Source organism: Collinsella aerofaciens (assembly GCF_015553355.1).
Lineage (GTDB): Bacteria > Actinomycetota > Coriobacteriia > Coriobacteriales > Coriobacteriaceae > Collinsella > Collinsella aerofaciens_V.
The window spans coordinates 11880-33076 of sequence record NZ_JADNGN010000020.1 but is presented as its reverse complement, the minus strand read 5'-3'; the positions used below and the strand labels follow the sequence as shown (position 1 = coordinate 33076).

The window sequence follows — 21197 nt, the reverse complement described above, 5'->3', positions numbered from 1 at the left end:
CCTGGACATCGATCTACGCCCGCTCCTGCAGGGCGTAGATGGACTTATCCATGTTGAACAGGTAAGCCACAACGCAGACAATAATGAACATCGGCAAGTTACCAAAGCCGAAGACTTCGCAGCCAATAAGGATGGGTGCGAGCAGCGTATTGGTGGCGCTGCCAAAGACGGCTGCGTAGCCCAGTGCGGCGCAGAGCTCGACGGGCATGCCGAGTTGAGCCTCGTTATGGCGACATCTGGGTAACAGAAAGGCCCGCGTTCCTCAGAGGCAAGATAGGCAATTCTGCTTCTGAGGTAGATCTCAATTCTGCCGACCGCACTGCCGACCGCATCAAACATTAACTGCCGGAGGGCTCGGTCAAATTCATACGTGTAGATGATGGTTTCGAATGTTGTGCCTTCGCGAAAGATGGTAATCCCGGACTTGCATTTGGTTTTGTAGGGAAACCAGTAGGCCGACAGTCTGTAGTGGTTGGCTTCGACCAAAGCTCGCTCGAGTTCGCTTTGATCAGAGCACTTAAGACCCTTGTTTTCTGTCAATAGTGCTATTTGTTCGTTGATGGATATCCGCGACTTCTGGTATTTCATTAAGCCTCTTGATAGAAAAAGAGCTGGAGTTGCGCATCGTTGAGAGGCTTTCCAGCTTTAGCAAAACAAACTTATAAGATGCGACGGGCCGCGTCAAGATAATTACCGGACGGCCTAGGAGGCGGCTGGTTGGCTGGCTTAAAACCCAGCGCGTGAAATGACGCTCCACGCTATTCAGCGCGCTTGATAGGATGACGAACCACAGTCTTAAGTTTCTCCGGCGCACACTTGCGTGGATCGGAAAGATAGATTTCGTGATGTAAACGGGTGTCTGAGAAGTCGGGGACATAGCCCTGCTCGGTCGCATATTCATGCATGGCGTCTACGGTTGCCGGCTCGCTGTCGTAGGGTCCGGTATGCATGCATTGAACGCAGAGACCCTCGTCAACTTTAAGCAGCTCGACGGCAGAAAAGTCCAGTTTCTTTTTGGCCGTGGCTTCCGCGACCGCCCAGTCAAAGTCATCCTGAGTGACGAAATCGGGCAGGCGGATGCACGAGATAAAGTTGAAATCGTCCTTGCGTACATAATCGATGTCGCCGCTCGGGGAGTCTTGCCACCAGAAGCCCTCGAGCGGCGGTACCACAAAGTCGAAATAGCCCTCGATACTCCTTGAGCCTTTCTTTGACATCTTGACGGTATAGGCGATGCCGTAAAGCAGCGGCAGGGCATTTTGATACTCGCCACCTTCGGTATTTGGGTCGCCCTTTCCGCGAACGGCAACGTAGCTCATAGGCGGGACAGTTACGATACTCGGCTTGCTCGCAGGTCTGTAGAGCTCCTTGCATTCCTTCTTAAAGTCGAACGCCATGTTGGCCGCCTTTCTGCGTATTGGCCTGCTTAGATAGCTGAATCATATCATAGAAACGAACAGCTGTTCGAATGATTTGGCTGACAGATTGAGATGCGTGCGTTGTGTTTGGCGGTCGGCCTGACCCCATCGATGATTTCTCTGCCTCCCCGGCGCCTCATCTATAGCTGCCGTTTCCCCATATAGAACCTGCCAAAATAAACCCGTCCCTTTTTAGTCGGTGCGAAATGGGTAATACTAAAGAGTTATCCGACCAGATGGGAACCGATCGATGGCTTATATCGAATTCAAAGACGTCATCAAGGCATACGGCGAGGGCGACGCCCGCATTCACGCACTCGACGGCGCGAGCTTTACGGTCGAGCGCGGCGAGCTCGCCATCATTTTGGGTGCTTCGGGTGCCGGCAAGACCACGGCGCTCAACATTCTGGGCGGCATGGATACGGCGACTTCCGGCACCGTGACGGTGGACGGGCGCGATGTGAGCTCCGCTAACGAGGCGCAGCTCGTGGAATACCGCCGCGCCGACGTCGGCTTTGTCTTCCAGTTCTACAATCTGGTCCCCAACCTGACGGCGCTCGAAAATGTTGAGCTTGCGGCGCAAATCTGCCCTGATTCGCTCGATGCCGAGCAAACGCTTTGCCAGGTTGGCTTGGGTGAGCGCCTCGCCAACTTCCCCGCGCAGCTTTCGGGCGGCGAGCAGCAGCGCGTGTCCATTGCCCGCGCACTGGCAAAGAACCCCAAGCTGCTTTTGTGCGACGAGCCCACGGGCGCACTTGACTATAAAACCGGCAAGCAGATCTTGCAGCTGCTGCAGGACACTTGCCGCAAGCAGGGCATTACGGTCATCATCATCACCCACAACTCCGCGCTGGCGCCCATGGCCGATCGCCTGATCCGCTTTAAGAACGGTCGCGTGGAGAGCGAGACGGTCCAGCAAAATCCCGTGCCTATCGAGACGATCGAGTGGTAGCGCCCATGGACCAAGACCGCCAAAACAGCCTACGCCGCGACGCGCAGAACACGGAGCGCGAGCAGGATTTTACGACCTACCGCACTGCCCAAAGCTCAAACGATATGGTGCCGACGGTTTTTCGCCGTGGCATCTACCGCACAATCCGAGGCAGTCTTAAGCGCTTTTTGTCAATCGTGGTCATCACCGCGCTCGGCGTGAGCGTGATGTGCGGCCTCAAGGCGGGTTGCGAGGATCTGTGCGATTCGGTCGACGCTTACTTTGACCAGCAGAATGTTTATGACATTAACGTGCAGTCGACCTATGGCCTGACTGACGATGATCTCGACGCCATCCAAGAGGTCGATGGCGTCGAAACGGCCGAGGGCATCTACACCGAGACCGCCTACACCGCCGTGGGCACAACGCGCGAGCGCGTGGTCGTGCAAAGTCTCTCCAAGGAGAACATCGATCAGCCGGTGCTCGTGAACGGCGATTTGCCCGAGAGCGCCGATGAGGTCGCGGTGACTTCGAAGTTCCTGAAGGCTTCGGGCAAAAAGCTCGGCGATACGGTGAGTTTTGCCGCCAATGACGCGAGCTCGTCGAACCAAAGCGCCAAGGATCAGTTTGCCGCGGGCGATTATACCATTACGGCCGAGGTCCTCGATCCCACTGATGTGAGCTCCGACTCGACAGTCAACGCCTTTCGCGCTGCTTCGGCGGCGGACTATAAGTTCTATGTGAGCGAGGACGCCGCGACATCTTCTTCCTACTCCGCGGTCCACGTGATCGTCGAGGGAGTCAAGAGCCTCAACTCCTATTCGGATGCCTACGCGGCAAAGACCAATGAGGTCAAGGGCAATATCGAGAAGATCCGCGAGGAGCGTGAGAAGGCGCGTGCTCAGGAGCTGACGGCCGATACGCCGGCGAGCTTGGACGCGGCTGAGCGTCAGGCGAATATGGTCTTTGGGATCGAGCAGGACAACATCAATCGCATGGCCGAGGGCAGCGACGAGCGTGCGCAGGCACAAGCCGACCTGGACCAGCGCCGTGCCGCCGCCGACCAACAGTTTGCCGACGCCCGCGCCGAGCTTTCCGACCTGGGCGAATGCACCTGGTACATCCAGGACCGCGGCAATATCGCAAGCTACTCGAGCGTGGAGAGCGATAGCTCGTCAATTGAAGCCATCGCCACGGTGTTCCCGTTCATCTTCTTTATCGTCGCCGTGCTCATCAGCCTCACCACCGCCACGCGTATGGTCGAGGAGGAGCGCACGCTCATTGGCCTGTACAAGGCGCTCGGCTACTCGCGCGAGCGCATCCTGTCCAAATACGTGGACTACGCGCTGTGGGCTTGTCTGATCGGCGGCGTGCTCGGTAACATCATCGGATTTGTGGGCCTGCCGCTGTTCCTGTTTACGGTGTTCGACGACATGTACTCTCTGCCCCAGATGCTGCTTTCGTACGACATCGTGTCCTCGATCGTTTCGGTGGCGCTGTTTGCCGTGGGCGTGGTGGGCGCCACGATTATCGCCTGCCGCCACGAGATGGCCGAGACCCCGGCCTCGCTCATGCGCCCCAAGGCCCCGCGCGCCGGCTCGCGTATCTTGCTCGAGCGCATCGGCTTTATCTGGCGCCGCATGGGCTTTTTGAACAAGGTGGCAGCACGTAACCTGTTCCGCTACAAAAAGCGCGCCTTTATGACCATCTTCGGTATCGCGGGTTGCACCGCGCTTGTGATCTGCGGTATGGGTATTCGCGACACGTCGGTCGCGCTTTCGCCCAAGCAGTATGGGCATATCACGCGCTATGACTTGCTGGCGGTTGCCAATCCCGACGATTTTTCGCAGACGTGCGCGGCATTGGATGAGCGCAGCGCGGCCAAGGATTCTAACGTGACGGTGTCTTCGACGCTGCCGATCATGACCGACAACGTTACCTTTACGTTTGGCGGAAAGAGCGAGACCGTGCAGCTGATCGTGGTGCCCGATGACCGCACGAACGATCTGGACGACTATGTTCGCCTTGAGGATGAGTCCAAAGAGCCACTGTCTTTGCGTGACGGAGACGTGTATCTGAGTAAGAGTTCACAGCTGGTGCTGGGGATTCAACCGGGCGATACGGCGCACGTCCAGGATTCGTCACTCAACGTCGCCAAGGTCAAGGTCAGCGACATTTCGCTTAACTATCTGGGCAACACGCTTTACATGACGCAGAGCACCTATGAGCGCGCGTTTGGGCGCAGCGTTCGCCTCAATGGCATCTTTGCGCTGCTCAAGGGTTCGTCGGCCGACCAGATTGCGTTTAGCAAGAAGCTTAAGAGTGACGGCTGGCTTTCGATTTCGAGCACGGCCGAGCATTGGGAGAACTTTGAGGCGAACTTCACTATTATCAATTCCGTCGTGGTGCTCGTGACCTTTATGGCGGCGTGCCTGTCGTTTGTGGTGGTGTTTACGCTGTCCAACACGAATATCTCCGAGCGCGAGCGCGAGCTGGCGACCATCAAGGTGCTTGGTTTCCGCCGTGGCGAGGTGCACCATTACGTCAACAAGGAGACGTTGATCCTCACGGCAATTGGCGCCGCGCTGGGCGTGCCACTGGGCGGCTTGCTGGCCGAGAGTTTTACGTACATTTTGCAGATGCCGTCGCTGTACTTTGATGTTGAGGTCGAGCCGCTAAGCTACGTGCTCGCCGTGGTGCTTTCCTTTGGCTTTACGTTTATCGTCAACCTCGCCACCAATCGTACCCTCAACAAGATCGACATGGTCGGCGCCCTCAAGAGTGCCGAGTAACCTGCTAAAAAGGGACAGGTTTATTTTGGTAGGTTTTATCTGGGCAAACGCCGGACAACCATTAGGTGGCCCGGCGTTTGCCCCGTTTTGCTGGGGATGTTTGTCGTTCGGTGCTCTTACTGTCCAATCCAGTGTTGCGCATAACTCTTAATGTTCTCGGTAAAACCGTCAAGGTCGTCAAGGGTGATCACGCTGTCGATAAGCAAATTGGCTATCTCTCGGTGCATTGTGCTGCGGCGAATGTCGTTTGCAAGCGCTCCTGAGGACAGCTTGTCTCGATTGAGGCGCTCTTCTAGTGCCCAAAATCTACTGGACGCTTCACTGTCGCCGTTCAGCATCTCAACGTACTGGCTGATGAGCTTTTCCATATAACGTTCTTGCCATTGAGGAAGCATTTTCTTAAACAGTTTCCAGTCGCTTTCGGCTACGTCGCGCATATGTCCTCCGCTCGTCAAACGGGCTTTCCATTTGCCTTTCATTCTATTTGGTTTTCGCTCGCAAGCGTTGATGAGAGGCTCTCTTTAGCCTTCGAGATTGGGCTTGAATGGGTTGTATGCCACAAAACGGGCCTATCTACTACGTTTAATTGGATACCCTCAACTATGCCGGGAAAACGAAAAATAAAATCGCAGGTAGAAGGCCTGTCGATTTTCGAAAAAGGCGGTCATGGTTGGCCCCATCGAGTTAAACGTAGTAGATAGCCCCTTTTCGTGGCGGACCATCAAACGAACGCCGACGCTTGTGCTGTAGCCGCTCCGATCATTCGTAAGTTGCGGTGGAATAGTTCCTAAACTCGACTACTCAAGGCTAAAACCGGAACTATATCACCGCAACTTAGGAGGGATGGGCGGGGGAGTACTAGTTGGGTGCTGCTGTCGGGCTGGGATGGTTTAGGCTCGCTTGCGATGCTTCCATTGTTTACGGCACCAACGTATGAGTGCTTTTACGACCGGGATGGTGATGAGGATTACCCAGGCGGGATGGGGTTGCCCCAGGCAGAGCCACATGTAGAGGAACCATGCCTCGGCACTGACTGAATAGACGACATCGATCAGCTTAGATAAGTGGCGTTGGTCGATAAAGTCGCCAAGCGCGTAATAGACGGGAATCAGAAAGACGAGGAAGAGTCCCGTAGCCCATGTGCCGTAGACAATGCCGAGCACCAGATAGGCGAAGGCGACAAGCGCGGGGAAGGGGAATTTGTTCCATGCACGTCCGACCTTGGTGTGGAAATGCTTGCCATGATGGTCGAGCTTGTCGTGTGCTTCCTTCCAGCTGGAAAACGTCTCGCCGTCGATGGTGACGGTGCCGTCGTCATTGGTATGCACGCTATGTCCATCGTCCTCAAGCGTATCGATATGCAATCCGCCTGGCCCCACATGGATCTCTTCACCCTTGCGCTCGTTAGCCACATGGATGCCATTCCAGCCAACATGAACCTCTTCGCCCTTGTTGGGATCAATAACGTGGATGCCGCGCGCGAGGGAAATATCGACAAGTGGCTTATCGCTGCAATCAGCGTGCTCAGTAGAAGCCTCAGCCTCTTCAGCCTTATCTGAAGCTTTGGCGCCGGCGCCGCTGCCCTGTGCCTCATCATCAGCCTGCGAGTCGTCAGTGCTATCCACTGCCTCCCCATACAACAGCTCATCCAGCGACACGCCATACAGCGCGGCGAGCGCAATAAGGTTATCGGTATCGGGCGAGGATTCGCTGCGCTCCCATTTACTGACAGCCTGACGACTCACACCCAGCTGGGCGGCAAGCGCCTCCTGAGAAAGCCCGGCAGCCTTGCGGCGATCAACGAGCCGCTGCGCCATCGCAAGATCCATGGCAGTTCCTTTCATGTGGTGACCGTAATCGAATGAGCCGAGTATGCCGAGAACAACCAGTAGCGACCACCATTTCTAGTTAGAATCTGCTCCAACCCTACCGCAACTACCGGTAGCAACCCCTGATGACCAGCCATTTTAGGACAAATGTCAGTGAAGTGGCAGCCAAGAGCCCCACTCAGTAAGTTGCGGTGGAATAGTTCCTAAATTCAGCCATTTGCGGGCTAAGCAGGAACTATTTCACCGCAACTTAATTTCAGACCAGGCACCCGCAGCAAGAAGACGAATAGCCTCGGCGAGTATGTAGACGAAGGGCCCTCCGACCCCGCCCGACGATTTCGATTGGCGACCTTTGACGGAGTCAAGGGAGGAGCCAAATCGAAATACGTCGGGCGGGGTCGGAGGGCTCGATGGGATGGATTTCGGCCGAGGCTATTCGTCGCCGAAGCTGATGCCCAGCGCCTTGGCCTCGCGCACCAGATCACTCTGGGGGTCGACATACTTGAGCTTGCCGGCGACTTCCTCGAGCGGCATGTGGCACATCTTGCCGTCACGCAGGGCGATCATGTAGCCAAACTCGCCGCGCAGGCAGCCAAGCGCGGCCTCGACGCCGCACTGGGTCGCAAAGATGCGGTCCTGGGCGTCGGGCTGGCCGCCGCGCTGCGTGTGGCCGGGGATGGCGACGCGGGTCTCGCGACCGGTCTTGGCCTCGATCTCCTTGGCGATGTCGTAGACGATCGACGGGCTCGTGCGCTCGGCGAGTTTCTTCTTGTACTCCTTCTTGGACAGCGCCGCGTCCTCCTTGGAGATAGCGCCCTCGGCGACGGCCACGATGGTAAAGCGGCTGCCGGTCTCCATGCGATGCTCGATGGTCTTGATGACGTTATCCATGTCGTAGGGGATCTCGGGAATCAAGATGACATCCGCGCCGCCCGCGACGCCGGCGTATAGCGGGATCCAGCCAACCTTGTGGCCCATGATCTCGATAACGAACACGCGGCCGTGGCTCGAAGCGGTGGTGTGAATGTCGTCGATGCACTTGGTGGCGACGTCGATGGCGCTCGTAAAGCCAAACGTCAGCTCGGTGCCCCAGGTGTCGTTATCGATGGTCTTAGGCAGGGCGATAACGTTGAGGCCCTCTTCGCGCAGACGGTTGGCGGTCTTGGTGGAGCCGTTGCCGCCCAGCATAAACAGGCAGTCGAGCTGCAGCTTATGATAGGTGTGGACCATTGCCGGCACCTTCTCGACGCCGTCGGCCTCGGGAATATCCAGGCGCTTGAACGGCGTACGGCTCGTGCCCAGGATGGTGCCGCCACGGGTAAGGATGCCGCTAAAATCGGCGGGCGTCATGACGCGGAACCGGCTGTAGATAAGGCCCTGGTAGCCGTCCTCAAAACCATAGATCTCAATAGGCTCTTCGCTATTGGTCATAAGCGTTTTGACAATGCCGCGCATGGTGGCGTTGAGCGCCTGGCAGTCGCCGCCACTGGTAAGAAGACCGATCCTAAGCATGATGAATCCTTCCGGGCAAGTTATAACATGCGCATAAGTTTACCCCCGCACACTGTTGATACGGGGGTAAAACGTGTTAGCTCAAGCGTATAGAAATGTAAACAACGTCAGGCGAGCGTAAGGTCGACGAGCCTGGGTCCTTACAGTGCGAAGGCGTCGACGTCGCCCCAGTGGCGGCGCAGCGTAATGGCGGCGGCGGGTTCGGTATTGTCAAAGACGACCGACCATTGCGTATTGCTGGTGATGTCTTCCGGATTGGGTTCTTGCGCTGCGGCACGCAGGGCTTTCCAGACAATCGTTTCGTCCTGGGCACCGACATGGGCGTCAAGGACATCGGCGATTGCGACGGCGCGCTCTTTACCATGGCCCAGCTCGCCATTCTTTTGGTTGGGCAGCACTTCGTCGCCATAGCAGGCGTAGAAGTTCGTAACTTGGCGTACAGGAGTCGCTTTGAAAGCACGGTCCGGATCGCGCGGATCCCACTCTACTACGCGCGCGTCACCGGCGGCGTCGTTGATAAAGAAGTGGTAATCGCGTCCTGCCATGGCGTGCATGTCGTAGGCGGAAAGCAGGTCGACAGCTTCTTGCGTGGTGGCGGCACGGTCGAGCACCAGGCGGATGGCGAGCGAGGTATTGATGACGGGGCGCTGCGTGTCCTGGTCACAGGGCTTGGAGTCCAGAGTGAGTACGGCAATGGACACGCCGCATTCGTTAACACCGTCGAGCTGGGCAAACGGGCCCATGAGTGCGGCGGCGCGTCCGCCGACGGAGTCAAGCGGAGTGTTATCGCCCAGGTTGTTAAGGGCGGCAAACCCGATGGAGGCATAGCCGTCGCGTGGGTGATTGCGCACCAGCAGCGCCGAGGTGTCGTCCTTAAAGTCGTAATTGCGACCGGTGCGCACGCGGCCTTCGGCATCTACGGCGACAAAAGCGCTGCAGGCAAACTGGGGCGCCTGGACATGTACCGGCACACCGGGCAGCACCTGCGCCACCACGGCATCGATGTAGGCCTGGTCGTCGCGCACGCCAGCGGCGATGATGCGATCAAGATCGTAGTCGTAGGCGATGTCGATTGCGTACAGGTCATAGCTATCCGCGTAGCCGGTCAAGCGTTTGAGCGACGCGGCGGACTTGATTTGCTTGCGGTAAACGATACCGGTGGCAGCGGCAAGGCCGACGGCGACTCCCGCGACACCGCAGGCGATGGCAATGTTACGTGGCTTCATGACGGCTCCTCTCGTCCTGTTAGCGTAATTGTCGCAAAAGGAGCGCGGGCATGATGGCTCAACTTGGTGAGCGGCGCGGGATTAAACATGGAATGAAGAGTGCGGCGCTGGCGTGGCGGGGTATGCTGGAGGGGACCATCAACCCAGCGAAAGGGGAGAGCATGACGGATCAGGAAACGCCCGAGCGCGCGCATGTGACGGCCGACGATATCGAGGCCGCCAACGACCTCATCGACTTTATCGAGGCATGTCCCAGCATGTTCCATACGGCGGCGACCATTATGGCCGAGCTCGACGAGGCGGGCTTTACCTACCTGCCCGAGAACGCGGCGTGGGACATCGAGCCGGGCGGGCGTTATTACACGCAGCGCAATACCTCGAGCGTTATTGCCTTTAAGGTGGGCGAGGACCTGACCGCGACGTGGGGCGAGGACGGCGTTGCCGGTGACTATCATTTTCAGCTCACGGCGTCGCATAGCGATTCGCCGACGTTTAAGGTCAAGGCCGTGCCCGAGCTCGACGGCGCAGGCGAGACGCTGCGCCTGAACACCGAGGCCTACGGCGGCATGATCGACTACACCTGGTTCGACCGCCCGCTGGCGCTCGCGGGCCGCGTGTTGGTACGCGAAGGCGACCGTATTGAGAGCCGCCTGCTTGCCACCGAGCGCGAAGTCGCGATTATCCCGAGCCTTGCCATCCATATGAACCGCGGCGTTAACGAGGGCTTTGCGCCCAACCGCGCCGTCGACCTGTGCCCGCTCATCAGCGCCGGTGAGCTTAAGCAGGGCGATTTTGATGCCCTGGTTGCCGACGAACTGGACGTTGAGCCCGAGCAGATCCTGAGCCGCGATCTGTTCCTGGTCAACCGCCAGGATGCGCGCATTTGGGGCTGGGCTGACGAGTTCATCTCGACGCCCAAGCTCGACGACCTGGCCTGCGCCTACACCTCACTGCAGGCATTTTTGGGTGCCGAGAACGCGCGCGACGTCTCGGTCTTCTGCTGCTTTGATAACGAGGAGGTTGGTTCCGAGACCAAGCAGGGCGCCATGTCGACGTTCTTGGCCGACGCACTGCGCCGCATCAACGGATCGCTGGGCTTTGACGACGAGTCGTACCATCGTGCACTTGCTGCCTCGATGCTTGTGAGCTGCGACAATGCGCATGCCGTGCACCCCAACCACGCCGAGAAGTGCGACGCCCGCAATCAGGTTGTGCTCAACGGCGGTATCGTTATCAAGGAAGCCGCCAACCAGCATTACTGCACCGATGCCTTTAGCCGCGCAGTGTTCCAGGCTATTTGCGATGACGCCGACGTGCCCACGCAGGCCTTCGCCAACAAGAGCGATATGGCGGGTGGCTCCACGCTCGGCAACCTGTCGAACATGCAGGCGAGCATGCATGCCGTGGACGTGGGCCTGCCGCAGCTGGCCATGCACTCAAGCTACGAGACCGGCGGCGTACGCGACGTGATGTACGCCATTCGCGCCCTCACGGCTTTCTACGAGCGAAACCTAACCATCAACGGCGCCGAAAGCGTGGAGCTCTAAAACCTGCTAAAAGGGACAGGTTTATTATGCAGGTTTTATCTGGGCAAATGCCGCAAAGCCAACAGCTGGACAGAATTGTTATGACACCGCAGGTTGAGCAAGCGTCAGCGAGCGATGTCCAGAGCGAACAAGTTGGCATGAAAAAGGCAAGGCATAGACCTTCTGGTCATGCCTTGCCTTTTGAATGACAAATTGTCGCTCTGGGCGGCGCGTAGCGTCGACCGGTCCGCCGTTCGTTAGAACGGCGGAACCCTAATGTTCGATCCAGCAGCGCAGGGTCTCGCCTGCCTGCAGGTGACGCAGATTCTCTGCGGCAATGTCGACCACATTGTTGAGCGTGGCTGCCAGGTGGAACCAGCCGGAGACGTGCGGCGTGATGAGCATGTTGGGTGCATCCCACAGCGGGCTTGTCGCGGGCAGCGGCTCGGGGTCGGTGACGTCGACCGCGGCGCCGGCGAGATGTCCCGACTCCAGGGCGGCAACCAAGTCGTCGGCGACCACAAGGTCGCCGCGGCCGCCGTTGGCAAAGAAGGCGCCCGGTTTCATCGCGGCGAAGAACTCGGCGTTCGCCAGGCCGCGGGTCTCGGGTGTGCTGGGCATAAAGGAAGCGACGATGTCAGCCTCGGCCAGGCGCTCGGACAGGGCGTCCATGCCGTCCATGTCCTCAAACACAATGGGATAGACGAGCGGATGGCGCTTGATGCCGCGGACGTGCGCACCCATACTGCGGCAGAGCGTGGCAAAGTGGCCGCCGATATCGCCCGCGCCCAGCACCAGCACGTTGGCGTTATTGAGCGAGGTAACCGGGCCCAAATCCTCCCAGCGATGCTCGCGCTGCAAGTCCTGGTAGCCGGGCAGGCGCTTCATCATGGAAAGGACCATGGCAAACATGTGCTCGCTCACAGCCTGACCGTAGGCGCCGATTGAGCAAGACAGCTTGGCTTCAGCCGGCACGGTGCCGGCGGCCAAGTAATCGTCATAGCCGGCGGTCTGCAATTGCAACAGCTGGAGATGTTCACATGCCGTGAGCATGTCAGGGTCGATGTTACCTAAGATCACGTCCGCACCGGCGACCTGCTCGCGCGTGGCGGCGTCGGAGCTCGTGTAGATAAAGTCCTCGCCCGGAGCGCTCGACTCAAGAATTGCGCGATGGCGGTCGTTGACGGGCAGCAAAACCAGGATGTTCACAAGCAGTCCTCTCCGCTCGACCTGCCAAAAGGGGGCAGGTTAATTTTGGCGGGTTTTATCAGGCAAAATGTTCAAATAAAACGCCGGATGCAAGACGGGCGTGCCTGTCAGCATCCGGCGCATCCACGGCTACCAGCTCAGCAGCTCGTAGCCGTCCTCGGTCACCACGAGCTGCACCTCGCACTGGGCCGAATCGCTGCCGTCCTTGGTGCGCACGCACCAGCCGTCGCCCTTGCTAATCTTGATATCGGGCGCTCCGGCGTTGACCATGGGCTCGATGGTAAAGACCATGCCTGGCACCATGATGGTGTCTACGTCGGGCGCCTCGGTGGTAAAGCCCACAAACGGGTCCTCGTGGAACTCCTTACCGATGCCGTGTCCGCCGTACTCACGCACCACGCTAAAGCCGGCGTCCTCGACGGTCTTTTGCACAGCCTCGGCCATAACGGAGAGCGGTAGCCATGGCTTGACGGCTGCCAGACCCGCCTCCACGCTGGCACGGGTGACGTCGACCAGGCGCTGGCGCTCGGCCGAGACCTCGCCGATGCAGAACATGCGGCTCGAATCACTAAAGTAACCGTCCAAGATCGTGGAGCAGTCTACGTTGATGATGTCGCCCTCGTGTAGCACATCCGCATCGCAGGGGATACCGTGGCAGACGACGTCGTTGATCGAGGTGCACACGCTCTTGGGATAGCCCTCGTAGTTAAGGTCGGCCGGCGTGCCACCGTGCTCGACGGTGTAGTCGTAGATCATCTGGTCGATCTGGTTGGTGGTCATGCCTGCGGCGATGCGCTCGCCTATGTAGTCGAGCACGCCCACGTTGATGGCGGCGGAGCGCTTGATGCCCTCGATGTCGGCGGGCGTTTTGTAGAGCGCGCGGGGCAGAACCTCCCAGCCCTCCTCCCACAGGCGCTCGAGGCGCTCGTCAAAGGCGCTATGACATTTCTTATATTTTTTGCCGCTGCCGCACCAGCAAGCGTCGTTGCGGCCGGGCACGGGTCCGTTGTCATACATGGCTAACTTCCTTTCATTCGCAGCTAGTATAGCCCACCCACGCGTCCATAAAAGTTGCGGTGATATAGTTCCGATTTAAGCGGTTTAACAGCACAAATAGGAACTATATCACCGCAACTGATGGAGCGGGATGGCTGACACTAGCTGCTGCGTGGTTTTGCTAGTAGCTCACCTGGCAGGGGATGCCGAGGGCTTGGACGCGCGCGGCGATGGCGTCGAGCACCTCGGGCGCTGCTTTGGCAAGGCCGGCGACCGGCGTCTCGCGTGCCACCGTGTAGATGGTCGTTTCCTGCGGACGAATGCGCTCGAGCGCCGCGAGCCAGGGGGCAACGTACTCCTCGCCGGTGTTATCGAGAGACTTGCTCCGGTACTCACCGCTCAAAAACATCGTCTGGATAATGACGTGACCGTCAAAGCTTGCGAACGTCTCGATCTGGTGCTCGACGTCATAGGGGCCAACGGGCTGGTCGAGCAGCTGGATAAACGCCGGGTCGACGGTATCGAGCTTAAGAATGTTGTCGTCGACCATCATGAGCGCGTCGTGCACCTCGGGGCGGTCGGCGCGCGTGCCGTTGGAGAGCACGGCGATCTTGGAGTTTGGGGCAAGCTCGTCGCGCAGCGCGACGGCGCCGGCAATGGCCTGCGGAAACTCCGGTGCGGCGGTGGGCTCGCCGTTGCCTGCGAAGGTGATCACATCGGGGAGCTCGCCCTCGGCTGCCATCTCGCGCAGCTTTGCCTCGAGTGCATCGAGCACCACGGCAGCCGTGTTATACGGCTCGTGGCAGGGGCGCTCGGCGTTGAGGCCGTTTTCGCAGTAAATGCAGTCGAACGTGCAGATTTTGCCGCTGGCCGGCATCATGTTGACGCCGAGCGAGAGACCAAGGCGACGGCTGCGAACGGGTCCAAAGATGGGGCTGGCATTCAAAAATGTAGACATAGGCATATGCTCCTCAAGACTATTGCGCCTAAGCATAGCATCGGCTCCAAAGCGAGGTGCGGGCTCTTGCTTTACAAGTTTCGTTTTTTCACGTCGCTCATGATGCCGTGCCATGAAAAGCCTCGGGTCGGGTACAGTTAATCTGTTAACAAGTCGTAAGGCAATGCGGGACCATTCAGCCGTACTGACGTGCAATTGGATGGGCATTGATGATGGGGGCACAACATGGATTTTACGGTCGAGAATGCGGGCACCACGATTGCCTGTCGCGAATATGCCGGCCCGGATGTGTCGCCTGATACTCCTGCCTTGGTGTGCGTGCACGGCGCTTGTGTTGACGGCACATTTTTCGACGGCATCGCTTGTGAGCTCAGCCGCAACTACCGCGTAATTGCCTACGACCGCCGCGGCTGTGGTGGCAGCAGCGAAGCGGCAGACGGCAGCTATGATCTTGCCGCTCAGGCCGCCGACCTGCAGGCCGTGATCGAACACGTTGGCGCTCCGACAAATGTGCTTGCGCACAGCGCCGGTACGTTGGTGGCGCTGGAGCTTCTTCGCACTGAACCCCATCTCGTCGCCCGTGCGATTCTGCATGAGCCGGCTGTGTCGGCCGAAGGCGTCGGCATGGGCGCAGCTCCGGTTTTGCTCGATATGATTGCGGCTGGAAAGGTTTCAAGGGCGCTCCGGCTTTTCTTGGGAGCCCTCGGCGACTTGGACCCCGAGGCTCCTGGAACGACCGAGGCAGAAGCCAAGCATGCCCTGCGCAACGGCCGCAGTTTCATGGCAAACGAATACGGGATTACTATGACCTGCGTTCCCGATTGGGATAGCGTTCGCGCGTCGAAAACGGTGGCCGCCGTGCTCCTAGGCGAGCTCTCGATTGGCACGCCCCGCGAGGCTGGCACGCGAGCGGCTGCCGAATATCTCGATTGCCCTCTCGTGACGATCCCGGGCGCGCATAACGGTCTGCGCGATCGCCCGGCAGCGGCTGCCCGGGCTGTCCGTGGCATCCTGGGGCTCTAGCATCCGCAATAGCCAAAGCAGGCTTCATCCGCAAACGTTTCGGCCGTATTAACAAACGTGCTCAAAACCTCGCGTCTGCGGCTTCAATCGCGCCGTCTGCCAACTCATAAGAATGTGGCAGCATTCACGTACTTACCTGCATCGACAAGGTGTTACCCTTGTAACATTTGGAACCCACCGCTCCATGCGAAACTATCGAAAGGGCCCCATATGCTCAATACTCACGAGGTCAATCTAACCGACGAGGAGGCTGCCGTCGAGGTCGCCCGCGTCGCGAAGACCTACCCCGTGGTGCGTTTACTGTCGGCCGATCAGATTAAGAGTGAGCCTAACTGCTTGCTCGCCGGCGATCGCTGCCCTTGTCTGCGTCAGTCGAGTCTTGAGGCTTTGGCAGACTCCGATGAGGTGTCGGAGCAACTGCTCAATGATGGCACTGAGTACCGCGCCCGTCTACGCCCTCTGAAGGTCGAGGGCGAGCCTCACGTCTTGCTGATGGTGCGTCCGATTGATGAGCAAGAGGCCGCGGAAGAGGACCTTGTCTACACCGACGTGCTGACGAGCGTGCGCAATCGCCGATATTACGAGGAAAAGCTTCGCAGCGCCCGCATGAATGCCGGCGTTGCGATGATCGACGTTGATGATTTTAGGGCCTTCAACGATACGTGTGGCCGTCATGCCGGCGACCTTGCGCTCGGTGCTGTGGCGACAGCCATACGCAGCGGAATCCGTTCGACTGACGAGCTTGTGCGCTATGGCTGCGACAAGTTTGTGGTTGTCATGCCCAATATTCCCTCCGATGACTTCACCCGTCGCCTGCATCAGGTGTCCGATGCCGTTCATTCCACGATTATTCCGGGCCATGAGTACGTGAGCTTGACGGCATGTGTTGGTGGCGTTCGCATTCATGGCGAGACGGTCGATGAGGGCGTTGGCCGCGCTGCTCAGTTACTGAGCCGCGCTAAGGCAAAAGCCGGTACGGTCGTGACCGATGCCGATTCCATCGAGGCCTTCCAAAGCGAAAAGCCTTTGGTGCTTATCGCCGATGACTCCGAGATGAACCGAGCCATTCTCAGCGAGATGCTCAAGGACGAGCATTGCATCCTCGAGGCCGATAACGGTCGTGCGGCGCTCGACATGGTCGACCGCTATGGCGATGAGTTGTCGCTCGTGCTGCTGGACATTGTGATGCCGGGCATAAGCGGCTTTGAGGTGCTGGCCGATCTGTCGCGCCGATCGGGTATCGATAATCTGCCTGTCATCATGATTTCGAGCGAAGATTCCGATGATGCGGTTCTGCGCGCGTACGAGCTGGGCGCCTCAGACTATATCAACCGCCCGTTTGACTCCCGTGTCGTGCGCCGCCGCGTAAGCAACACCATCCGCCTGTACGCCAAACAGCGCCGCCTGACGAACCTGCTGTCCCAACAGTACAACGAGCGCGTCAAGAACAGTCGCATGCTCATCGACATCATGGCCGGCGTCATGGAGCTTCGCAACGGCGAGAGCGGTAGGCACGTTACGAACATCGAAAAGCTGACCGAGCTGCTGCTTGGCTATCTGGTCCAGCGTAGCGGCACGATCTCCCTCGACAATGAGGAACGCTCCACGATCGCCCTGGCTTCGGCGCTGCACGATATCGGCAAGATGTCGATTGACGATGCGATCCTCAACAAGCCCGGGCGCCTCACGCCCGAGGAATTCGAGATTATGAAGACGCATACCACGATTGGCGCCAACATGCTGCTCGAGCTGGGCAGCCATCACGCCGGCAATGCGCTTATGGAATATGCGTACCAGATTGCGCGTTGGCATCACGAGCGCTGGGACGGCAAGGGTTATCCCGATGGCCTTAAGGGCGACGAAATTCCCATCGCCGCGCAGGTGGTTTCGGTGGCTGACGTGTACGATGCACTGACGAGCGTGCGCGTGTACAAGGACGCTATCCCGCACGAGGAGGCGATCCAGATGATCCTGGACGGTAAGTGCGGCACCTTTAACCCGCTGCTGCTCGATTGCCTGCTCGAGGTGCAAGACCAAATTGCCGAGACGTTGGCACGCCCCGCCGACGTCGTCGCGTTTCCCACGATTTAGTTTGACCAAAGGAGTTTTTAATCCATGATTTCCATGCGTGAGGCGTATGAGAAGATCGGCGCTAATTATGACGACGCGTGCGCTCGGCTGATGGGCGGGGAAATGCTTGCCCGCTTTGCCCTCAAGTTTTTGGATGACGAGAGCATGGACAAGCTGGAGGCTGCCATGGCGGCAGGAGACGCCGAGAGTGCGTTTATGGCAGCGCACACGCTCAAGGGCGTGAGCCAGAACCTGGGATTCGATAATCTGTACGAGCCGGCGGTCGTGGTAACCGAAGCGCTGCGCGGCGCTGATGCCGTTGACGGCGCCCGCGAGGGGATGCATGCGTTGCAGCAGCAATATGCGGCTACGATGTCGGCTCTGCGCGAGGCGGCCGAGTAAGAGGCTGTGAGCCTTGGGCTGTGTGCCTGCCGCGTATAGGCAAAAGGGCGCCCCGCCGGACCATGTGGCCGGCGGGGCGCCCTTATCTGTTATGCGGTTCGCGAGCTAGCGAGCCTGCTTAACCTTTGCCGCTGCCTCGACAAACGACTTCCACAGGTTAAAGTCGGTCTCGAGTGTCTTCCACGTGTACTCAGGGTGCCATTGCACGCCCAGACAGAACGGCTGGCCTTCGACTTCGATGCACTCGGGAACGCCGTCGGTTGCCTTGGCGACCAAGCGCGTGCTTTTACCCAGACGCTCGACGCAGCAGTGGTGTGCGGAGTTGGTCTGGATCAGCCTGTGCCCGCCAACCGCGCGCTCCAACAGCGAACCCGGCACGACTTCGACGGGATGCACGGGGTCGTTGAGCACGTGGGTGTGGCGCCACTGCGTGCGGCCCTCGCGAGCGCCCAGGCTCGGCACGTCCATGCACAGGGTGCCGCCAGTGGCGACGTTGAGCAGCTGCGTGCCGCGGCAGGTGGTAAAGAGCGGCTTCTTGGCGCGAAGCACCTCGTTAACCAGCTTAAACTCAAAACGGTCGCGAATCTCGCAGCACAGCGTGGGATCGTAAGGACGCTCGTCGCCCCAACGTTTGGGGTTGACGTCCGGGCCGCCGGGAATGGCGATGCCGTCGGCGATATCGACGTAATGACGGATGACCTCAATGTCCTCGGTGATGGACATCTGCAGCGGCAGGCCGCCGGCGGCAAGGATGGCATCGACAAAGACGCTTGCGATTTCCTCGTTGGGGGAGAGCGTCTCGCTTAAAAACGGCTTTGCCTCTTCCCAACGCGGCGCCACCAGGATGAGCGGACGGTCGGCGGGGTCGACGTCGACATGCGGGGTATAGGACGAGGAAGTACAGGTTCCGATCATAGGTGTTGCTTTCGAATCTGAAGGTGACAGGGCGCATGAGAGACGTGGGACAACGCTTCCGATGGATTTGTCCCACGGGGTAGCTGGTTAGTGGCCCTTGATGGAATTGAGGAAGTCCTGGGCACGCTTGGTCTGGGGATGGTCGAAGAACTCGTCGGGCGTGCCGGTTTCCACGATCCTGCCGTCGGCCATAAAGACGACGCGATCGGCCACGCGGCGGGCAAAGTTCATCTCGTGCGTAATGACGATCATCGTCATGCCCTGCTGGGCCAGACGGACCATGACCTCGAGCACCTCGTTGATCATTTCGGGGTCAAGGGCGCTCGTGGGTTCGTCAAAGAGCATGGCCTTGGGCTGCATAGCAAGTGAACGGGCGATGGCCACGCGCTGCTGCTGGCCGCCCGAAAGCTGTGCGGGCACCTTGTCGGCCTGCTCGGCCACGCCCACGCGGCTCAGCAGGTCCATGGCGCGCTCACGAGCCTCCTCCTTGGACACGCCCAGCACGTCGACCGGTCCCAGCATGACGTTCTGCAGCACCGTCATATGTGCGAACAGGTTGAACTGTTGGAACACCATGCCCAACTCGGCGCGCATGCGGGCAAGGTCTTTGCCTTCCTGCGGCAGAGGCTCGCCCTCGATGAGGATTTCGCCCGAGTCGATGGTTTCCAAGCGGTTGATGGTGCGGCACATGGTCGACTTGCCCGAGCCCGAGGGCCCGATCACGACGACGACCTCGCCGCGGTCGACCGAGAGATTGATGTCGTTGAGGACGTGCAGATCGCCATAGTGCTTATCGACGTGTCTGAGCTCGATCAGCGGCTGATTGCCGGTGGAAGAGGTGCTCTGTGCCATGGTACTCGGCTCCTTATGACTCGAAATGGTAAAGCGTTAGCGGATGATGGCCGCGCCGGTCTTGTGCGAAACATAGACAGCGGCCTTGTTGATCGCGACGTTGATGAGGATGTAGATGACCGCGATAACCAGGTAGACCGACACGAGGGCGTCGTAGTTGGTAATGAGCACGCGGGCGTTTTGCATGAGGTCGGGGTAGCTCACCACATAGGCGACGGTGGTGTCTTTGACTACGACTACAAGCTGTGAAATCAACGACGGAATGATAAACCGAATAGCCTGCGGCAACACGATTTTAAAGGTGATTTTGGCCTTGGAGAGACCGAGCGCCTGGGCTGCCTCGACCTGACCGCGCGGCACGGCATTGACGCCGGCGCGGAAAATCTCGGCCAGCACGCCGGCCGCAGCGAGTGCGACAGGCAGCGTGAGCATCCAAAACGACGGCAGCGAGATCTTATACTGGGGCAGCACCAAAAAGAAGAAGTAGATAAACAGCAGGCTCGGCACGCCGCGGAAGAAGTCGGTAAGCACGCGGCAGACCAGCTGCAGCGGCTTAATGTCGCTGGTGCGGCCGAGCATAAGGGCTAAGCCCAGCACCAGCGCGATGGCGCCAGCGGTGAGTGCGACTTTAACGGTGCCCTCAAAGCCGGCAAGCAAGAACTTCCAGGTGGTGAGGTGCGTAAAGAAATACCAATAGTGGACCGAAAGCTGGCCGGTCACATAAAAGCGCTGCAACACGAGGGCGACGAGCGCGGCGACGGCAACAAGTGAGATGGCGGTGCCGATGCGAATCTTGGCGCGCATCCTGGGGCCGGGAGCCTCGTAGAGCGCATCGCGCATGGTGAGCGCGGAGGTGGAGTGCTTGCTCATCGGAGGATCCTCACCTTCTTATCGATGTAGTTGCCAATGTGGCTCACCACAAAGGCCGTGCCCAGGTAGCCGAGCGCCGAGATAAAGAACGCGGCGACGCCGCCGAGTGAGCGCGTGTTGATGTAGCTCACCACGCCGGTGAGCTCCTGCGGTTTAAGCGGCACCTGGCTGCCGAGCGCGGTGGTGAGCATGACGGCGATAAAGAGGTTGGTCATGGGCAGCACGCTCGAACGCAGTGCCTGCGGAATCACGATCTTGGCGAGGATACGACTAAAGCTCATGCCCAGCGAGCGGGCGGCTTCCACCTGGCCGACGCCGACGGTGTTGATGCCGCTCATATAGTTTTCGGAGCCAAAGGCCGAGCCCAAAAGGACCGTGGCGACGATAACGCAGGTGCGATAGGGCAGGACGACCTTGAGCGGCGGCAGCGCGTAGACGACGATGATAAGCAGTGCGATGCCGGGGATGTTACGGAACACCTGGACATACAGGTCGCCAAAGACGCGCAGCGGCTTGAGCGGCGACACGCGCATCACGGTGACGGCAACGGCCAGCACCATGGCGATGGCAAATGACTCAAGCGTCATGCCCCAGGTTGCTAGCAGCGCGTCGATATAGTTCTGGCCATAAAGCGACCAGAGTTCGGAGAGACTCATGCGGACCTCCCG

Annotated in this window: 19 protein-coding genes and 1 pseudogene; 6 read left to right on the top strand and 14 right to left on the bottom strand. The window is 59.1% G+C overall.

Features of this window, described 5'->3' with window-relative positions; translation table 11 throughout:
- Positions 1-13: 13 nt before the first annotated feature.
- The 3 genes and pseudogenes from I2D57_RS06190 to I2D57_RS06180 form a co-directional block, all read right to left on the bottom strand.
- Entirely contained in the window at positions 14-208 is a 195-nt protein-coding gene (locus I2D57_RS06190) for a chloride channel protein (protein ID WP_117635684.1), read from the bottom strand.
- 32 nt (positions 209-240) lie between these two features.
- Positions 241-588: pseudogene (locus tag I2D57_RS10105) on the bottom strand (Abi family protein); the annotation flags it as partial.
- Between the two features lie 170 nt (positions 589-758).
- Positions 759-1397: a GyrI-like domain-containing protein gene (locus I2D57_RS06180; RefSeq protein WP_195361856.1), complete on the bottom strand. Its 639-nt coding sequence runs from the start codon at positions 1395-1397 to the stop codon at positions 759-761.
- Positions 1398-1668: 271 nt separating this feature from the next.
- Between I2D57_RS06180 and I2D57_RS06175 the strand changes: the two genes are divergently transcribed.
- Positions 1669-2370 carry an ABC transporter ATP-binding protein gene (locus I2D57_RS06175; protein WP_138339534.1) on the top strand — a complete coding sequence of 234 codons (702 nt, stop codon included), beginning with the start codon at positions 1669-1671 and terminating at the stop codon, positions 2368-2370.
- Positions 2371-2375: 5 nt separating this feature from the next.
- A complete protein-coding gene (locus I2D57_RS06170) occupies positions 2376-5141 on the top strand; it encodes an FtsX-like permease family protein (RefSeq protein WP_229055655.1) in 2766 nt (921 codons plus the stop codon).
- 116 nt (positions 5142-5257) lie between these two features.
- Here the strand turns inward: I2D57_RS06170 and I2D57_RS06165 are convergent, their stop codons facing one another.
- The 4 genes from I2D57_RS06165 to I2D57_RS06150 form a co-directional block, all read right to left on the bottom strand.
- Positions 5258-5578, bottom strand: a complete 321-nt coding sequence (locus I2D57_RS06165; protein ID WP_195361855.1) for a multidrug transporter — start codon at positions 5576-5578, stop codon at positions 5258-5260.
- 453 nt (positions 5579-6031) lie between these two features.
- A complete protein-coding gene (locus tag I2D57_RS06160) occupies positions 6032-6970 on the bottom strand; it encodes a helix-turn-helix domain-containing protein (protein WP_195361854.1) in 939 nt (312 codons plus the stop codon).
- A 432-nt stretch (positions 6971-7402) separates the two neighbouring features.
- Complete coding sequence (locus tag I2D57_RS06155) at positions 7403-8482, bottom strand: 6-phosphofructokinase (RefSeq protein ID WP_118387254.1); 1080 nt, start codon at positions 8480-8482, stop codon at positions 7403-7405.
- Positions 8483-8622: 140 nt separating this feature from the next.
- The gene (locus I2D57_RS06150; RefSeq protein WP_195361853.1) at positions 8623-9708 is read right to left on the bottom strand and encodes a carcinine hydrolase/isopenicillin-N N-acyltransferase family protein; all 1086 of its coding nucleotides are present in this window, start codon (positions 9706-9708) and stop codon (positions 8623-8625) included.
- A 161-nt stretch (positions 9709-9869) separates the two neighbouring features.
- Here I2D57_RS06150 and I2D57_RS06145 point away from each other — a divergent pair, with 161 nt between their 5' ends.
- On the top strand, positions 9870-11255 hold the full coding sequence (locus I2D57_RS06145) for a M18 family aminopeptidase (RefSeq protein ID WP_172674636.1): 1386 nt from the start codon (positions 9870-9872) through the stop codon (positions 11253-11255).
- Positions 11256-11507: 252 nt separating this feature from the next.
- On the opposite strand, the gene I2D57_RS06140 is transcribed toward I2D57_RS06145, so the two are convergent.
- The 3 genes from I2D57_RS06140 to I2D57_RS06130 all read right to left on the bottom strand — a co-directional run bounded on the left by I2D57_RS06140 (position 11508) and on the right by I2D57_RS06130 (position 14397).
- Positions 11508-12443 carry a D-2-hydroxyacid dehydrogenase gene (locus I2D57_RS06140; RefSeq protein WP_195361852.1) on the bottom strand — a complete coding sequence of 312 codons (936 nt, stop codon included), beginning with the start codon at positions 12441-12443 and terminating at the stop codon, positions 11508-11510.
- A gap of 129 nt (positions 12444-12572) precedes the next feature.
- Entirely contained in the window at positions 12573-13460 is an 888-nt protein-coding gene (gene map, locus I2D57_RS06135) for a type I methionyl aminopeptidase (protein WP_117778617.1), read from the bottom strand.
- A 160-nt stretch (positions 13461-13620) separates the two neighbouring features.
- Positions 13621-14397, bottom strand: a complete 777-nt coding sequence (locus I2D57_RS06130) for a radical SAM protein (protein WP_117563849.1) — start codon at positions 14395-14397, stop codon at positions 13621-13623.
- A gap of 225 nt (positions 14398-14622) precedes the next feature.
- On the opposite strand from I2D57_RS06130, the gene I2D57_RS06125 reads away from it, so the two are divergent.
- The 3 genes from I2D57_RS06125 to I2D57_RS06115 all read left to right on the top strand — a co-directional run bounded on the left by I2D57_RS06125 (position 14623) and on the right by I2D57_RS06115 (position 17892).
- A complete protein-coding gene (locus tag I2D57_RS06125; protein ID WP_117563848.1) occupies positions 14623-15420 on the top strand; it encodes an alpha/beta fold hydrolase in 798 nt (265 codons plus the stop codon).
- Between the two features lie 210 nt (positions 15421-15630).
- Entirely contained in the window at positions 15631-17511 is a 1881-nt protein-coding gene (locus I2D57_RS06120; RefSeq protein ID WP_118206570.1) for a diguanylate cyclase, read from the top strand.
- Positions 17512-17535: 24 nt separating this feature from the next.
- Complete coding sequence (locus I2D57_RS06115; RefSeq protein ID WP_117584145.1) at positions 17536-17892, top strand: Hpt domain-containing protein; 357 nt, start codon at positions 17536-17538, stop codon at positions 17890-17892.
- Between the two features lie 105 nt (positions 17893-17997).
- Here I2D57_RS06115 and I2D57_RS06110 read toward each other — a convergent pair whose 3' ends face one another.
- The 4 genes from I2D57_RS06110 to I2D57_RS06095 form a co-directional block, all read right to left on the bottom strand.
- A complete protein-coding gene (locus I2D57_RS06110) occupies positions 17998-18807 on the bottom strand; it encodes a gamma-glutamyl-gamma-aminobutyrate hydrolase family protein (RefSeq protein ID WP_195361851.1) in 810 nt (269 codons plus the stop codon).
- Positions 18808-18894: 87 nt separating this feature from the next.
- A complete protein-coding gene (locus I2D57_RS06105; protein ID WP_195361850.1) occupies positions 18895-19659 on the bottom strand; it encodes an amino acid ABC transporter ATP-binding protein in 765 nt (254 codons plus the stop codon).
- Between the two features lie 36 nt (positions 19660-19695).
- A complete protein-coding gene (locus I2D57_RS06100) occupies positions 19696-20529 on the bottom strand; it encodes an amino acid ABC transporter permease (RefSeq protein ID WP_195361849.1) in 834 nt (277 codons plus the stop codon).
- Positions 20526-21185, bottom strand: a complete 660-nt coding sequence (locus tag I2D57_RS06095; RefSeq protein ID WP_195361848.1) for an amino acid ABC transporter permease — start codon at positions 21183-21185, stop codon at positions 20526-20528. Before I2D57_RS06095 ends, I2D57_RS06100 begins: the two co-directional genes overlap by 4 nt.
- Between the last annotated feature and the right edge of the window lie 12 nt (positions 21186-21197).

What these genes read in the sequence shown, in the direction of transcription:
- I2D57_RS06190 (WP_117635684.1), bottom strand. Translation starts at nt 208, where the DNA reads ATGCCCGTCGAGCTCTGCGCCGCACTGGGCTACGCAGCCGTCTTTGGC.
- I2D57_RS06180 (WP_195361856.1), bottom strand. Translation starts at nt 1,397, where the DNA reads ATGGCGTTCGACTTTAAGAAGGAATGCAAGGAGCTCTACAGACCTGCG.
- I2D57_RS06175 (WP_138339534.1), top strand. Translation starts at nt 1,669, where the DNA reads ATGGCTTATATCGAATTCAAAGACGTCATCAAGGCATACGGCGAGGGC.
- I2D57_RS06170 (WP_229055655.1), top strand. Translation starts at nt 2,376, where the DNA reads ATGGACCAAGACCGCCAAAACAGCCTACGCCGCGACGCGCAGAACACG.
- I2D57_RS06165 (WP_195361855.1), bottom strand. Translation starts at nt 5,578, where the DNA reads ATGCGCGACGTAGCCGAAAGCGACTGGAAACTGTTTAAGAAAATGCTT.
- I2D57_RS06160 (WP_195361854.1), bottom strand. Translation starts at nt 6,970, where the DNA reads ATGGATCTTGCGATGGCGCAGCGGCTCGTTGATCGCCGCAAGGCTGCC.
- I2D57_RS06155 (WP_118387254.1), bottom strand. Translation starts at nt 8,482, where the DNA reads ATGCTTAGGATCGGTCTTCTTACCAGTGGCGGCGACTGCCAGGCGCTC.
- I2D57_RS06150 (WP_195361853.1), bottom strand. Translation starts at nt 9,708, where the DNA reads ATGAAGCCACGTAACATTGCCATCGCCTGCGGTGTCGCGGGAGTCGCC.
- I2D57_RS06145 (WP_172674636.1), top strand. Translation starts at nt 9,870, where the DNA reads ATGACGGATCAGGAAACGCCCGAGCGCGCGCATGTGACGGCCGACGAT.
- map (WP_117778617.1), bottom strand. Translation starts at nt 13,460, where the DNA reads ATGTATGACAACGGACCCGTGCCCGGCCGCAACGACGCTTGCTGGTGC.
- I2D57_RS06130 (WP_117563849.1), bottom strand. Translation starts at nt 14,397, where the DNA reads ATGTCTACATTTTTGAATGCCAGCCCCATCTTTGGACCCGTTCGCAGC.
- I2D57_RS06125 (WP_117563848.1), top strand. Translation starts at nt 14,623, where the DNA reads ATGGATTTTACGGTCGAGAATGCGGGCACCACGATTGCCTGTCGCGAA.
- I2D57_RS06120 (WP_118206570.1), top strand. Translation starts at nt 15,631, where the DNA reads ATGCTCAATACTCACGAGGTCAATCTAACCGACGAGGAGGCTGCCGTC.
- I2D57_RS06115 (WP_117584145.1), top strand. Translation starts at nt 17,536, where the DNA reads ATGATTTCCATGCGTGAGGCGTATGAGAAGATCGGCGCTAATTATGAC.
- I2D57_RS06110 (WP_195361851.1), bottom strand. Translation starts at nt 18,807, where the DNA reads ATGATCGGAACCTGTACTTCCTCGTCCTATACCCCGCATGTCGACGTC.
- I2D57_RS06105 (WP_195361850.1), bottom strand. Translation starts at nt 19,659, where the DNA reads ATGGCACAGAGCACCTCTTCCACCGGCAATCAGCCGCTGATCGAGCTC.
- I2D57_RS06100 (WP_195361849.1), bottom strand. Translation starts at nt 20,529, where the DNA reads ATGAGCAAGCACTCCACCTCCGCGCTCACCATGCGCGATGCGCTCTAC.
- I2D57_RS06095 (WP_195361848.1), bottom strand. Translation starts at nt 21,185, where the DNA reads ATGAGTCTCTCCGAACTCTGGTCGCTTTATGGCCAGAACTATATCGAC.